The 14,614-nt window shown below is 71.7% G+C and carries 10 protein-coding genes; all 10 read left to right on the top strand.

Going from position 1 to position 14,614, the window contains the following annotated elements; all coding sequences use genetic code 11:
- The first annotated feature begins 4 nt into the window (after positions 1 to 4).
- The 10 genes from PG2T_RS13555 to PG2T_RS13600 are packed head-to-tail and all read left to right on the top strand — an operon-like array spanning position 5 to position 14,609.
- Positions 5 to 2,665, top strand: coding sequence for a M23 family metallopeptidase (locus PG2T_RS13555; RefSeq protein ID WP_068806616.1), 2,661 nt, complete (start codon positions 5 to 7; stop codon positions 2,663 to 2,665).
- Entirely contained in the window at positions 2,665 to 3,732 is a 1,068-nt protein-coding gene (locus tag PG2T_RS13560; protein WP_068806619.1) for a contractile injection system protein, VgrG/Pvc8 family, read from the top strand. The genes PG2T_RS13555 and PG2T_RS13560 overlap by 1 nt, the downstream gene beginning before the upstream one ends.
- Positions 3,729 to 4,343: a phage baseplate assembly protein V gene (locus PG2T_RS13565; RefSeq protein ID WP_068806622.1), complete on the top strand. Its 615-nt coding sequence runs from the start codon at positions 3,729 to 3,731 to the stop codon at positions 4,341 to 4,343. Before PG2T_RS13560 ends, PG2T_RS13565 begins: the two co-directional genes overlap by 4 nt.
- Before the next feature lie 9 nt (positions 4,344 to 4,352).
- Entirely contained in the window at positions 4,353 to 4,745 is a 393-nt protein-coding gene (locus tag PG2T_RS13570; RefSeq protein ID WP_068806625.1) for a PAAR domain-containing protein, read from the top strand.
- Between the two features lie 3 nt (positions 4,746 to 4,748).
- On the top strand, positions 4,749 to 5,222 hold the full coding sequence (locus PG2T_RS13575) for a hypothetical protein (RefSeq protein ID WP_068806628.1): 474 nt from the start codon (positions 4,749 to 4,751) through the stop codon (positions 5,220 to 5,222).
- An 18-nt stretch (positions 5,223 to 5,240) separates the two neighbouring features.
- Positions 5,241 to 6,986 carry a baseplate J/gp47 family protein gene (locus tag PG2T_RS13580; protein WP_068806630.1) on the top strand — a complete coding sequence of 582 codons (1,746 nt, stop codon included), beginning with the start codon at positions 5,241 to 5,243 and terminating at the stop codon, positions 6,984 to 6,986.
- Complete coding sequence (locus tag PG2T_RS13585) at positions 6,983 to 9,424, top strand: ligand-binding sensor domain-containing protein (RefSeq protein WP_068806633.1); 2,442 nt, start codon at positions 6,983 to 6,985, stop codon at positions 9,422 to 9,424. Before PG2T_RS13580 ends, PG2T_RS13585 begins: the two co-directional genes overlap by 4 nt.
- 10 nt (positions 9,425 to 9,434) lie before the next feature.
- A complete protein-coding gene (locus PG2T_RS13590) occupies positions 9,435 to 10,913 on the top strand; it encodes a hypothetical protein (RefSeq protein ID WP_068806636.1) in 1,479 nt (492 codons plus the stop codon).
- A 10-nt stretch (positions 10,914 to 10,923) separates the two neighbouring features.
- A complete protein-coding gene (locus PG2T_RS13595; protein WP_068806639.1) occupies positions 10,924 to 12,924 on the top strand; it encodes a ComEA family DNA-binding protein in 2,001 nt (666 codons plus the stop codon).
- Positions 12,921 to 14,609, top strand: a complete 1,689-nt coding sequence (locus PG2T_RS13600) for a hypothetical protein (protein ID WP_068806642.1) — start codon at positions 12,921 to 12,923, stop codon at positions 14,607 to 14,609. The genes PG2T_RS13595 and PG2T_RS13600 overlap by 4 nt, the downstream gene beginning before the upstream one ends.
- Positions 14,610 to 14,614 lie beyond the last annotated feature (5 nt).

The following is a 14,614-nucleotide window of genomic DNA, read 5'->3' on the forward strand; positions in this document are numbered from 1 at the left end:
CCAAGTGTCACTGGGCACCGCCTTGCTCAACCCGCAGGTTCTGGCCCGCATCGAGGGCCTGAACGATACGCAGGCGTTTGGCGACGACCTGCTGGCGGTCGGCTACCGGATTCTGTCCAGCCCGCAGTGCATGCAGGACATCGGACCGCTGTTCTCTCGCGCCTTCGCGCGCATGGGCGAGCGTTTTGCCGCGCGCCTGGAATCGCGTTTGCAGCAGGCCCTGGCCGGTGCGCAGGCATTGTTGACGCCGGTCACCCGGCAGGCGGACCAGCTGGCCAAAGACAGCGCCGGGGTGCGCAGCCCGCTGGAGGCGCTGGCGCTGGTCGAAGCGCTGCTGGATGCCGCGCTGGCGGCGGTCCGGAACCTGTCCGAAGCGGCGCTGCGCGACGTCGTGCGCCAGGTTCACGCGCTTGCGACCGGATCGCTCGGGCTGTCGCAGGACGCCCTCGCCAGCGAGTTGACGCAGGTGCTGGCCGATGTGCACGCCGGACTGCTGGAAGGCACCGCTGCGCTGGACCCGCAGACCGCCGCCACCCGCTACGCGCTGGTGGCGTTGCTGGGCCGCATAGAGGCCGAACTGCTGCCACAGCTGCCGCGTTTTGATCTGAGCCCGGACCGCATGGCGCAGGTCATCTACAAGGCCTTCGCCCGGACCGGCCTTGGCCAGCTGCGGACCGACCTGGCCTGCCTGGGTGACAAGCTCAAGGCTGCGCTGGGCGCCGTGCGCGGGCTGGCGCATGTGGCCGCCGGACAGCCATTCGGTGCGCACACGGTGGGTGCGGGCGAAGCGCACCCATCCGCTTCCGGCGACCAATACTGCTGGTACGCCTCGTGGCTGTATTCGAGCCAGAACCGTGGCGGCGGGGTCACGGCGCTGGCGATCGTGAACCAGTTGGTCGGCACGCTGCTGGGCACGCCGGACGGCTTTCCGAAAAACGAAGTCTGGTTGTCCGCCGACCGAACGCAGCTGATCCTGCGCCGGCCGCTGCAGGACGACCAGGTGCTGCACACCTTCGAGGGCGGCAACGGCCGCTGGCAGGACGCCCCGCAGTTCGCGAGCACCGGCCCGGACAGTTACACCTTCGGGCCGTTTAACGCCGAGTTCATGGAATTCTGGGCACAGTTGTCGGTGGCCCTGGGCAGCTTCGTCAAAAGCATTCTGCACACGGTGGCCCTGGCCACCAGCCCCAAGGAATACGCCGCCAACACGCCGCTTGCGGTGTGGAATCTGGCGCACTCGGTGGGAGCGAGTCTGGGTGGTGCGCCGCTGCTGTCCTTGATCACACGCGAAGCGGGCTTGGATGGCGGTTGGCAATGGCCTTTCACCGTACTCCCTTGGCTGGCGGTCGGAATCGGCTCGACCGAAGGCAAACACACGGCGGCTACCGGCGAGAATTGCCGGGCCCAGTGGGCGACGCTGTTCGCGGGCGATGTGCTGTCGACGCTCGGCATCAACGTCCTGCCTAGCGGCGTGGCAAACGCCATCCTGAGCGCGATGACGCTGCTGAACCAGAAAGGGCCCGGCAGCGCGCCGGATGGTGTGGACACGCGCCCGCGCAACCGCGAACACCTGGATCCGCTGGTCGGCGCCGCGGTGGCGGTTACGCTCAAGCTGGCTTTTTTTCCGCTGATTCCGCGTGAGGATTATTGCTATCCGTCGTTCGGGACCAACCCAAAGTTCTTTCTGTACTGGCTGCTGTCTGTGTTGATGGCCAGCGGAACCGGCATGCTGGCGACGCTGTTGTCGTGGGGTCTGGCTCGCACCGTGGAGCCGGCGCAGCTCGGCGCGCAGGCCGGATGGGCTGCGCTGCAGGCGGCGCTGAGCTTTCCGATCCAGTACTACCAGGAACTCGAAGGCGACACCGACGACGGAAAGTACAACCCGGGCCACGATTCGGAGGGCAAACCGCTGGCGGTGGCAAGCCCGCCGTTCACCGGCTACCCGAAGCCCGACACCTCGCCTTATCGCTTGCCTTGGGAGCGCGGCGTGCCGCTGTACGTGAGCCAGGCCAATCAGGGCATGTTCAGCCACATGCGCCTGAACCCCGCCTCGCAGATTTACGCCTACGACTTCGCGCACGATTACGGCCAGGAAGTGCTCGCCGCGCGGCCGGGCACCGTGGTCGATTTCTACGACTGGGTGGACGACAACACCGAGCCCGGCCCCACCGAACAAGCCACTATCCGAATTCAATCCAACGCTGTGATGGGCAATACCTGGCGCAGCGACAATCCGGGCTGGAATTTCATCATCGTGCGTCACGACGCGGTGGTGCCGGCGCACGATCAGGAGATTCTGGACGCCTCCATTCGCACGCTGTACCCGTGTACCTATGCCGTCTATGGCCACGGCAAGCAGGGCAGTGTCCGGGCCGCATTTGCCGCCCGCGGCGTGACCGATCCGAAGCTCATCATCGGCACCGAGGTCTTGCAGGGGCAGGTGCTGATGGGCGCCGACGACACCGGCTTTTCCTTCCACAGCCACGTTCACATGCACGTGCGTGGCGGTCCCGCCGGCCCCCCCGCGCCGCCGCCGTCGCCGGTGGCGCCGATTCCCGATGCCGACCTGTCGGTATTCACGTTCCCGTTCGTGTTCCGCGACATCCGCAGCGGCGTGCCCAGGTCCTTGACCTGGTACACCTCCGACAACGAGCGGGCCGGCTGATGGACCTGCCCTTCCTGCCCGATGCCCCGGCCGCGCCGGGTTTCCGGCCGCGCTGCAAGGTGGGACCGCCGGCCCCGGCGGCGGGTGGCGGGGGGCTGCTCGACATGGCGCTCAGCCTGCTTTCGGCGCCCGCGCCGGACCCTTGGGCGGACCACCTGACAGACGTGGAAGTGCTGCTGGCGCCGGCCCCGGCGGTGAGCCACGCGCGCCTCACGCTCACCGACCGCGAAGGCGCGCCGGTGGTGGCGATCGGCGATTCGCTGCGCGTGGAACTGGGCGAGGAAGGCGCGCTCGGCGCGCTGCTCCAGGGCGAGGTACTGGCCATCGAGTCCCAGCCGGGCGAGCGGCGCGTGGTGGTGCTGGCGTCGGCCGCGATCAAGCTGGCGCGCCGGCGCGAGAACGCCGGCCATCAGGCGCGCACGCTGGCCGATCTGCTTAAAGGCTTTGCCGCGGCCGCGGGCCTGACCCCCGGCGCGCTCGAAACCGGCGCCAGCTATCCCTTCCTGGCGGTGGACGACCGGCGCAGCCTGTGGGAATGGTCGGCCGTGCTGGCCGCCCACAGTGGCCTGCTGGTGTGGGTGGACGGCGACGGCGCGCTGCGCTGCGCCAAGCCGGGCGGGCCGGCGGTGCAGACCGTCAGCCACGGGCAGGATGTGCTGGCGCTCGAACACCGCGCCAGCGCACCGCCGCAGGGCCTGGTCACGCTGGTCGGCGAAGGCGCCGCCGGCAGCCAGGGCAGCGCGGCGTGGAGCTGGCTCGCCAAGGACCCGCAAGGCATCCAGGCGCAGGCCGGCAGTGGCGATCCGGCGCGCACCCACACCGACGGCACGCTGCGCTCCAGCGCGGCGGTCCGGGATGCCGCCGCCGCCCGGTCCGCCCAGGCCAGCGCGCGCGGTGCACGGGTGCGCCTGCACGTGCCCGGCGGTCCGGCGCTGATTCCCGGCGCCACGGTCACGGTCAAGGGCAGCCCCGGCGGCGCGGGCGATGGCGACTGGGTGATCGAAACCGCGCGCCACCGCTACGGCCGGGGTGGTTACGTGGCCCAGCTCGACGCGGTGGCGGCATGAGCACGGCGCTGTACGACACGCTGCGCGCGCTGATCCGCGAGGAACTGGGCGCCCAGCGCAACTCCGAACTGGGCACGGTGCAGGCGGTGGCGCCGGCCGACCCGGGCAACTACGCCGCCACCGTGGCGCTGCCGGGCAGCGATCTTGTGCTCGACGCGGTGCCGCTGCTCACCACGCGCAAGGGCGTGGCGAGCGTGCCGGATGTCGGCGACCTGGTGCTGGTGAGCTTCGTCGGTGGCGACCTCAATCGCCCGGTGATCCTGGGCACGCTCTACAACGACGAGGACCGCCCGCCGCCGAACGCCGCCGGGCAGTTCGTGATTCATCTGCCCGGTGGCGAAAGCGAAAGCAAGGCGCTGCGCCTGGAACTGCACGAGGCCGACCCCCAGCGCGCGGTGCTCAAGGTCGGCGATGCCTGCACGCTGACCGTGCAGGACGACGACCCGGTGGTGACGGTAGACGTGGGCGGCCAGGCAGCCATCGAGATCAGCCGGGCCGGCAATGTTTCGATTTCGGGCGGCGGCAACCTCACGCTCAAGGGCTCCGGCAACGTCACGCTGGAAGCCGGCGGCACCCTCGCGCTCAAGGGCGCCGTGATCAACCTCAACTAGGCACCGGATATGGGCATGCCAGCGGCCAAACAGGGAGACCGGGTGATCGCCACCGACATCCACATCCAGCAGGTGCCAAGCCCCGGCGGGCCGGTGCCCACGCCCCTGCCCAGTCCGTTTACCGGCATGCTCGACGGTGGCCTGTCCACGGACGTGAACATCGAGGGCAAGCCGGCGGCCGTGATGGGCTCCACCGCCACCAACACGCCCGCGCACGTGCCAACGGCCGGTCCGTTCCAGAAACCGCCGGCCAACAAGGCGACGATCATCGCCGGGTCGGCCACGGTGATGGTGAACGGCAAGCCCCTGGCGCGCCACGGCGACGCCGCGCTCACCTGCAACGATCCGGCCGACCTGCCGGCCGGCACGGTGGTCGCGGTCGGCACGGTCATGGCGGGCTGAGCCATGCCGGTGCAGGAAAAACCCACCGCCCAGCTGCTGCGCGATCTCGCGCTGCACGCCATCCACCGCGAGCTGCGCCCGGTGTACCGCCCCACCGAGAAGCTGGACGCCGGCCCCGGTGGACGCGGCCGGCAGTGGGATTTTGTGGTGCGCGAGGGTCTTGAGAACCTGGCGCAGGCCATCATCCTGCGCGTGCTCACCCCGCGCGGCGAACTGGCCGCCCTGGGCCATCCGGACTACGGCTCGCGCGTGCACGAACTGATCGGCACCGGCAACACCGCCACCACGCGCGCGCTGCTGCGCTTGCACCTGCTCGATGCGCTGGGCCGCGAGCCGCGCATCGGCAAGATCCGCACGCTGGACATCATCCGCACGCCGGGCCAGCGCTCCAGCGTGGACGTGCGCCTGGAGGTATTGCCCGCCGGGGCCGCGCAGGTGCTGGTCGTGGGCCCCTTCTCGCTCGATCTCGGCCCTTGAGGCCATAAGGACACGGCCATGAGCTTTCGCCGCAAAACCTACCCGGAAGTCTCCGAGCAATTGCTGACCACGCTGCTGGGCGGCGTGGCGGGCGAGGCGCATCCCTACCCGCCGCCCGGCGGGCGCGGCCCGGCGCGTTACGCGCTGCTGGCCGGCCCGGCGGCGGAAATCACCTCCGTGTATGGTCTCGCCGGTGGGGTTTCGCAGGCCTTTGCGCGCGGCGCGGACTACGCGCTGTCTGGCGACGGCGCGGCGCTGGAATGGAAAGACAGCGCCCGCCCGGACCCCGGCTCGGTGTTCGAGGTGAACTACCTGCGCCGCGGCCAGAGCCCGCGCGTGAATGATCTGTACCCAGGTTCCGTAGTGCGCACGCTGCTGGAAGCCGTGGCGCTGGAAACCGCCGGCCTGTACGCGCAGATGCAGGCGGTGTACGACGCCGGCTTCATCGCCACGGCCACCGGCAGCGCGCTCGATCACGTGGTCGCGCTGCTGGGCATCGAGCGCATCGTCGCCGGGCGCAACAGCACCACGCTGGAGTTCCGCCGCCTGCCCACCACGCGCGGCGAAATCGCCATCGTGGCCGGCACGCGCGTACTCACCGCCGATGGCGCCATCGAGTACGAAACCCTCGACGAACTGATCCTGGCCGACGGCCAGCCCTCCGGGCGGGTGGCGGCGCGCGATCTGGTGGCCGACAACGACGGCGTGCCGGCCGGTGCGCTGACGCTGCTGGCCAAACCCATCGCCGGCATCGAGGGCGTGAGCAATCCGGCGCCCAGTTCCCGCCTGGACCAGGACGAGACCGACGCCGAACTGCGGCTGCGCGCGCGCAGCTTTCTGGCCGGTGCCGAGCGCGGCACGCCCGGCGCCATCGTCGCCGCCATCGCCCGCCAGGGCCTGCGCGGCGAGGTCAGCGAGCCGGGCCCGGGCCGCATCGCGGTGCTGATTCACGACGCCGCCATCACGCCGCAGCAGCAGGCGCGCCTGGAGTTCGAGGTGGATCAGGCGCGCCCGGCCGGCGTGGCGGTGGAATGGAATTACGGTCCCGCGCCGGTGCCGGTGGACCTGGAACTGCGCCTGGTCACGGCGCCGGGCCTGATCGAGGCGGACCTCAAGCGCATCCAGGCCGAGGTGCGCGGCCGCGTCGAGGACTACTTCGCGCGCCTGCCGCTGAAATCGTCCGGCAGCGTGGCCAAGCTCACCGGGCTGGCGCTGGGGGTGGCCGGTACGGAAGACCTGTCATTCGTCGCCGCCACGGCCGGCGGGGCCAACGTGCTGGACATGGCCGGCGGCAAGCTGAACCTCGAAGGCATGGTCACGCAGCTGGGCGCGCTCACGCTGGTGGACAACGCCCTGCCCACGCAGCTGCACCTCACCGTGCGTTACCCCAACAACGCCGGCATTCCGGACCGGGCCACGATCCAGACCGCGCTGGAACAGGCCGCCGCCTACATCAACACGCTCACCACCGCCCAACCGCCGGCCGCCGAGCCGCTGCGCACGCTCACCTTCGGGCGCATGGCGCGCGCCTTGCCGCTGCCCGGCCTGCCCGCCGCCACGCTCGCGGAAGTGGACGCCGGCCCCGGACCCTTGCCAACGGCGGCGGACTACGCGCCCTACACGGTGCAATTCGCCTACACCCGCGCCAGCGGCCTGAGCCTGGTGCAGGACTCCGAAGCCGCCCCCACGCTCACGCTCGCTGCCGGTGAACGCCTGGCCGTGGCCAGCGTAAACGTGCTGGTCAAGCCCAAGGCCGGCCCATGAGCGGCGCCGAGCAACTCGCCGGCCGGCTGCCCTCGCTGTGGCGCCCGGAAGCGGGCGAGGACAGCCTGATCGCGCGTCTGGTGGCGGCGGTCGGCGCCCAGCTCGACGACGCCGGCGCGCACGCCCAGCACGTGTTGCGCGCGCACTTTGCAGACAGCGCGGACGCGGCACTCACCGACACGCACTACCAGCGCGACCGCGCCGCGCGCGGCCTGCCGCCGGCCAACGTGCGCGCGCCCAAGGACCAGCGCGAACTGCTGACCTATCCCTACGTCACCGACCTGGCGCGTCTGGCCGCGCTGCTGGACCTGCCGCCGTGGACCGAGCCGGCGAGCCTTGCCGAGACCGTGGAGGAATACCGCGAGCGCATCGCCGACGTGCTGGATGCCTACCGTCTGGGCCTGACCACGCGCGCCGCCATCGCCGCGCTGGTGGAAGCCGCCTTGCCGGAAGACATGGCCGCGCCGGTCGCCGCGCGGCTGTGGCCGTTCCTGATCGAGGAACCGGCCGGCCTCGCGCGCCGGCGCGACACCATCGCCGTGCCGCAGGCCGGTGACCTGATTCCCCCGCTGTGGCGCTGGAACCCCAAGAACGCCAGCGGCGCGCCCACGGTGGTGCTGTCGGGCGTACCGGCGCAGGACGGCGCGAGCACCGCCACCACCGACCCGCTCATCGAACGCTACACGCCGGGCAGCACGCCGGTCGGGCTGGGTCTGGCGGTGCGCGGCACGCTGGCGCCGGGTACGTCGGTGCGTCTGACGCCGGTGTGGCGCAGCGCGCTGGTGCGGGACGGGCAATTGCAGCTCAGCGCCGCGCCGGACGGCACTGCCGATGCGGCCGGCAACGGTCCGTGGGCCGCGCTGCCCGGTCTGCCCGCCGGTGCCGTGCGCGCGCTGGCCACCGCGCCAGACGGCACGCTGTGGGCGATGGTGGAAAACGCTGGCGCGTTTGCGCTGCTGCGCCACGACGGCAACACCGCGACCACAGTGGACACCGGCGCACCCGGCGGCGTCTGGCACGGCCTGGCGGTGTGCGGCGCGGCGGTGTATCTGGCCACCGACGCCGGGCTGCACCGCTGCCCGCTGTGGCCGGACGAAGGCGCCGGCTTTGCGCTGGCGCCGGTGCCGGCGGTGCCGGAAGCCGTGCAGGCCCTGTACGTGCTGCCGGACGGCACGCTCGGCTGTGCCGGGGCGGATGGCCTGGCGCTGCTCGACCCGGCCGATGCCCTGGTCACCCGCCTGCTGCCGGGCGTGGGCCTGCACGCCGCCTTGCACCAGCGCGGGCGCTGGTATCTCGCCACCGCCGAGGCGCTGCTGCGGGTGTCGGGCACGCAGCTGTACCGCTACGCCAGCGAGGCCGTCAGCGAGGACCAGCCGGACTGGGAAGTGATCGAAACCGCTGCCGCCGCCACCGCGCAAAGCCCGCTGCCGGGTGTGCGCGCGCTGGCCGCCACGGCGGACGGCTGGCTGTGGCTGGGCACCACGGCGGGCCTTGCCCGCTGGGGCGTGGCCGGGGAGCGTTTCGACGCCGCCCAGCGGGCGGCGGACGGGCGTTCCACCCGTCTGCATGCGTATCCGGACCTTGGCACCGGCCCGGTGCAGGATCTTTCCGTGGACCATCGGGGCGTGCTGTTCGTGGCCGGCGCGAGCGGGCTTTTGCGCTGCACCGGGCGCGATCTGGCGCAGATGGATTTCAGCCAGAACCTTTGGCTGGCGCTCGGCCGGGCCGGCGCGGAGTACCCGGACGAGATCACCGAACGCCCGCGCGCGCATTACCGCTGGAACCGCGCCGACGCGCAGTGGGAACGCTTCGACGTACGTCGCGGCCGCTTTACGCGTGCCGCCGATGCGGTGCGCACCGCGGTGAGTAATGCCTGCGCCGCCTGGCTGGAACTGCCCGGCGTGTACGCCGAAACCGGCACCGACGACGGCACCGCGTTCACCCCCACCGGCGCGCTGGCGGCGGCGGACCTGATCGTGCGCGTCAAGCCAGACGAGACGCGCATTGTCGAAGGCGGCCTGGCGTGCCTGCCGGCACACCGGCCCGGCGCGGCGTGGCGTTATCTGCAACTGGAACCCGCGCCGCTGACCGTGCCGGAAGGCCGGCCGTGGTGGAGCTGCGAGGGCCGGCTGTTTCCACCGCCCCAGCGCAGCGCGCCCTGGCCCGGGCACTTTCGCAACCTGGGCAGCCCGTTTCTCGGCGACGGCCGCTACGAGGCCGCCGTGTGGAGTTATCTGCCCTCGGCCCGCGTGGCGCTGGAATGGCCCGTCGCGCCGGCCATCGGCGTGCGCGTGCACCTGCTGCGCCGGCGGCCGGATGAGCTGATTGCCGATGCCCTGACCGCGCGGGTGTGGCAGCTGATCTCGCGCGCGCGCGCCGCCGGCGTGCCGCTGGCGCTGGCCGTCGACGGCCACACCGTGTTTGAGAGTTCACCGTGAGGATTCCGTCATGAGTCTTGCCACCGCCATCACCGACATCGCCGCGCTGGCACCCAAGTCCGCCGGCCACCTGATCCGCCCGCAGGACTGGAACACGCTGATCGCGGCGCTGGGCGAGTTCGGCATCACGCTCACCGCGCACGATGCGGACGTCACCGACCTCAAGACCCGGGTGACGGCGCTGGAAGGCTCGCTGGCGGCGGTCAGCGCGCAGGTCACGGCGCTCGACAGCCGGCTCGATGCGCTCGAAACGCAGGTCACCCCGCTGCTCGGCCAGTACCTGGTGACGATGTCCTGCGAGCGGGCGAACTACGCCATGGGCGAGCAGTGCGAGCTGATCGCGCGCGTCACCAATCTCACCGGCCAGCCGCTGGCGGCGCCGTTTCCGTGGGTGGATTTCGTGGCCGCCTGGGGCCGGTTGCGCGCGCAGGCCGGTTTCGTCACCCGCGCCGGGGCGTCGGACAACTCGCTGTCCGTGCAGGTCAACGCGCAGGGCATCGCGCGGGTGCTGCTGCGCACCGAACACACCGAAGGTTTCAACGAAGACGAGGAACTTCAGGTCGGCGCCATGCTGGGCATGCAGGTGCCCGGCCAGAATTTCAGCGTCGGGCAGGCCTTCATGGTCGCCGCGACGCCCGACGACACCCGCGCGCGGGCGGCGTACGAAATCGTTTCCCAGCAATACCAGCGCGACGACGCGGTGGCGCTGCGCGCCTTTGCCGACACCTACCACGCGCGCAAGCCCGACTGGGCGGTGGAGCTGCGCCCGGGGCTGGGCGGGCGCTGGCAGGACCATCGCGCGACGGTGCTGGCCTTTGCCAAGCCGGACGCGGACCCCACCAGCGCCGATGGCGCGCGCGGCAGCGCCAGCATCCAGGTGAACTTCCGCGACTGGCTGGGTCCGTGGGGGCTCGATTTCGTGACGCCCCGGCCGGACCGGGTCGGGCCGTGGATCGAGCGCATCCCGCCGCTGTTCGAACAGGCCGACCCGCTGCGTGGCTTCGAGGACCTGTTCCAGCGCGAATACGGCCGCACCGGCCTGCTCGGCAAAAAGCAACTGCTGGCCGGTGTGGAAGAAGCCATGGAGCGCATCAACCCCGGCACCGACCCACTGCGCCAGGGCTACAAGATGCAGCTGCTGGCCGGCATCCAGGCCCAGGGGGCGGCCGAACTGTATGGCGCGGGCAGCAACGTGCCCAAGGCCATGGGCGCGCAGTTAAAGCAGGGCCAGCAGACCGGCCGGGTGGCCCAGCAGGTCACCGGCGTGGCCGCGCAGGTGACCCAGACGCGGGGGCTGGTCGAGTCGGTGAACGTGCTCGAAGGGCGCATGCAGGCGGCCGAGCGGGTGGGCCAGAACATCCAGTCCGGCCTGACGCGCATCGACGACAACGTGCGCGCCATCAACCCGCTGTCCGAAGACAGCCTGCGCGGCAACATGGAGCGCATCGGCGCGGAGATCGCGTCCATCCGCGCCCGCGTGGGCGGCTAGGGCTCGGGCCGTGGCCACGGTGTACCTGGAGCCACAGGATCTGACCCCCGCGCAGGCGGCGCGGGTGCTCACGTTGCTCAACACCGCCGGTTCAGCGCAGGCACTGGCCGCGGCCATCGAGATTCCCGGCGAACTCGACATCGGCACGCGCCTGGCGCAGCGCCTGCTGGATGCGCGCGCGGCGCTGGGCGGGCGCTTTACCGAGCTGCGTCAGGTGCGCGCGGTGCGCCTGATCGGCCCGGAGCGGTTCACCGAAATCTGCGCCGCCGCGCTGGGGCTGGACCCGCGTCGCTGGATCACGCAGATCGGCACCTTCACCGACCGTCAGGCGGAACTCGAAGCCCAGCTCGCGCGCCTGGCCGCACTGGCCGATGGCACGCAGGCGCAGCGCGAGGGCGCGCGCCTGGATCTGACGGCTAAGCCGCAGCCGCTGTGGCTGGGACAGGCGCTGGATGTCCGCCTGGTGTGCACCGACTCAGGCGGCCAGCCGCTGCCCGGCCGGCGCGTGACGGTGAGCACCAGCACCGGCACGCTGGAGGTCGCCTTCGGCTACGCGGTGACGCGCGCGGCGGGCGTGACCGTGCGCACCGGCGCGGACGGCAGCGCCAATCTCACGCTGCGCCTGACCCCGCCGGACGGACTCACCGCCGAGCAGCAGGCGCTGCTGGAAGGCGCGCTGGGCACGCTGGACCCGCAGGCGGAAAGCGCCGCGGACCTTGGTCCGGCGCTCGCCGCGCTGGCGGAGGTCTACACCCGCGAGCGCGCGGGCACGCTGCGCGCGGCGCTCGATCTTTACGCCCGCCAGTACCGCGCGGTGTTCGTAGACCGCCTGAACTTCGGCGGTGCCGGGGTGGCCTTTGCGCTCGAAACCAGCGTGCTGCGCGCCGATCTGCACGGCGCCGACGGCGCTGCCCATGCTGGCGGCGCCGGCAGCCTGGCGCACGCGGTGTTGGTGGCGCACCACCGCAACTGGGTAGGCGCGTGGCTGGACGCGCTGGGCGAGTACGTGGCCGGGCGCGCGGCGCTGGATGCGGCATTCAGTGGCGCCACGCGGCGCGGCACCACCGGGCAGCGTCTGGTGAACGACCTGGTGGCCGAAGCGCAGGTCTACATCGCCGGCCTGCCGGGTATTGCCGCGCAGTGGGCGGCGCAGCGGCGCGTGAACACCGCCATGCAGCGCTATCTGGCGCGCGACACCGCCAACCTGGACCTGCCCACCCGCCAGGGTCTTTTCGCGCAGCTCACCGATGCCGCCCAGCAGATCACGCCAGAAAGCCGCGGCACGCTGGCCGCCGTGGCGCAGGCCAAGGCGGAACTGGGCACGCGCATCGAACAGGTCGGCGGCATCAGCGGCGCGCTGGCCGACGAAATGCGCGGCCTGCGCACTGAAGTGGTGGCCCGCGCCCAGGACGTGTCGCGCACCGCCGCCACGGTCGCCCAGCAGGCGGCGCAAGTGCAGACCGACCGCGCCGCGGTCAGCGCCGACCGCCAGCGGGTGGAAACGCGCACCACCGAGTTCGACACGCGCTTTGCCACCTTCAACACCCGGTACGACGACTTCAACACCCGCTACCAGGGCTTTACCGTCGATTTCGGCAGCTTCCAGACCGACTACGGCCAATTCCGCACCGACGCCGCGGCCATCGACACGCGCATCGCCGGCGCCGAAACCGACATCAACCGCCTGGAAACGCAAACCGCCACGCTCGGCCAGCGCGTGACCACGCTCGACACGCAGACAGCGACCCTCAACCAGCGCGTGGCGACCCTGGACACGCGCACCACCACGCTGACCCAGCAGGTTGGGGTGCTCGACACGCGCACCACCACCCTGACTCAGCAAGTGGGGACGCTGGACACGCGCACCAACACCCTGACTCAGCAAGTGGGGGCGCTGGACACGCGCACCACCACGCTGAACCAGCAGGTCACGACGCTCAATACGCAGAACAGCGCGCTGACGCGCGACGTCACCACGCTGCGCACCGACGTGGGCCGCATCTCCCGGTGAGCGTGCTCTTCCACACCCCGGCCGGCGGCGCCGCCCAGCGTGTGCAGGCCGGGCAGGTGCTCGACCTCACCGCGCCGGTGCTCACCGACGGCGTGACCGTGTTCCGGCGCACGCTGTACCTGCGCATTGCGCTGGATGGCGCCTGCGACCGCGTGACGCTGGACAGCGCCGCGCTGGCGCTGCGTTTTGAGCCCTGCACGGTGGCGGTGGCGCGCGGCGATGCCGACTGGGTGCGCCGCTGGCAGGGCAGCTTCGGCACGGTGGATGTGGAGCTGGCCTACCCGGCGCCGGTCACGCGCGTGGAAAGCACGCTGTACGGCAAGTTCGAGCTGTACCGGATGGACGGCGCGGCCGTCAGCACCGACCCCACCGCCACCGGCAACACCGGCGCCGTGCTGCCGGAACCGTTCAGCGCCACGGCGTTTGAGGTGCGCCTGTGCAGCGAGAAACCCGGCCTGCGCATGGCCGAAAAGCACAAGGTCATCGCGCAGAAACATGCCGCCCACCGGACACTTTCCGCCGCCGCCGTGGGCGTGCAGATGCTGAATGAATCGGAACTTGCCATGCAGGACGCCGACCGCATCGTCGAACTGGTCAACGGCCTGTCCGCGCTGCATCTGGCCGGCATGCCCGGCTCGCCGCGCCTGACGCTGCGCAGCGCGGACGGCAGCGAAACGCTGTGGCAGTGGATCGAGCCCGGCCCACAGCAAAGCGCGCTGGATTTCGCCCCCGCCACCCTCGCGCAGGACTTGCAGCCGGCCCTGGAACGCGCGCTGAAACTGGCGGACGAAGCAGCCCACGCAGCCGGCACACCGCGCCCCGCCGTGCTGGTGCTGCCGCTGGAATTGGCCAGCGACAGCCCGTGCCGGGTGCGCGTGCAGCAGGCCAACGTCACCGCACTGCTCGAACGCCCGCTGCTCGCCCAGCCCGCCAGCCTGCGTTTTGACGGCGCCGCCCGGGAAATCCTGGCCCTGGCGCTGACCGCACCGCCGGGCGCGCGCCGCCTGGCCGTGCAAGGCCAGTACGCAACCGATTCGGACGCCGCACCCGGCACGGACGCGCCTGCACCGGCCGCCACCGGCGTGTATCTGCCGGAAGGCGCCAGCGCCAGCGCGACGCTGACCCTGCCCGCCCCGCTGCGCTGCGGCGGCGTGGCGATTGGCTGGCATGCGCTCGGCGAGCACACCACGCTCGACATCAGCCTGCACGCCCCGGCCGACGCACCCCGCCCGCTGGCCCAGGCCAGCATCGAAACCGACCGCACCACACCCGGCACGCTCCACGCCCGCTGGCCGGCCGCAGACCTGCAAAGCGGCACCTGCCGCGTGCGCGTCACCGTGCGGCAGGGGGGCGGGGTGTGGGCCGGCGCGCCTGGCACGTCGGGCCTAAGGCTCGGCGACGGCAGCCAGGACGCGGGGCAGGATGTCGCGGTGGTGCCAGACCTGACCCTGCTGGCCCCCGGCAACCCCAACGACCCGCCGCCGGTGACACTGCGCCTGGGCGACAGCCTGCTCATACCCAATCCCGACGCCGCCCAGGCGCCACGTCCCGGCGTGCTGGACCTAAAGGTCGACCCAGTTGCCCCGGCGCTGGCCGCACAAGCGGACTGGTCGCTGACCGTGCAGGCTACCCAGCCGCTGACGCTGACCGTCGAGAGCGTGCGCGTTGCCTATACGCCGAACTGATGGGG

Source organism: Immundisolibacter cernigliae, from assembly GCF_001697225.1.
Classification (GTDB): domain Bacteria; phylum Pseudomonadota; class Gammaproteobacteria; order Immundisolibacterales; family Immundisolibacteraceae; genus Immundisolibacter; species Immundisolibacter cernigliae.

What these genes read in the sequence shown, in the direction of transcription:
- PG2T_RS13575 (WP_068806628.1), top strand. Translation starts at nt 4,749, where the DNA reads ATGCCGGTGCAGGAAAAACCCACCGCCCAGCTGCTGCGCGATCTCGCG.
- PG2T_RS13585 (WP_068806633.1), top strand. Translation starts at nt 6,983, where the DNA reads ATGAGCGGCGCCGAGCAACTCGCCGGCCGGCTGCCCTCGCTGTGGCGC.
- PG2T_RS13580 (WP_068806630.1), top strand. Translation starts at nt 5,241, where the DNA reads ATGAGCTTTCGCCGCAAAACCTACCCGGAAGTCTCCGAGCAATTGCTG.
- PG2T_RS13565 (WP_068806622.1), top strand. Translation starts at nt 3,729, where the DNA reads ATGAGCACGGCGCTGTACGACACGCTGCGCGCGCTGATCCGCGAGGAA.
- PG2T_RS13560 (WP_068806619.1), top strand. Translation starts at nt 2,665, where the DNA reads ATGGACCTGCCCTTCCTGCCCGATGCCCCGGCCGCGCCGGGTTTCCGG.
- PG2T_RS13590 (WP_068806636.1), top strand. Translation starts at nt 9,435, where the DNA reads ATGAGTCTTGCCACCGCCATCACCGACATCGCCGCGCTGGCACCCAAG.
- PG2T_RS13570 (WP_068806625.1), top strand. Translation starts at nt 4,353, where the DNA reads ATGGGCATGCCAGCGGCCAAACAGGGAGACCGGGTGATCGCCACCGAC.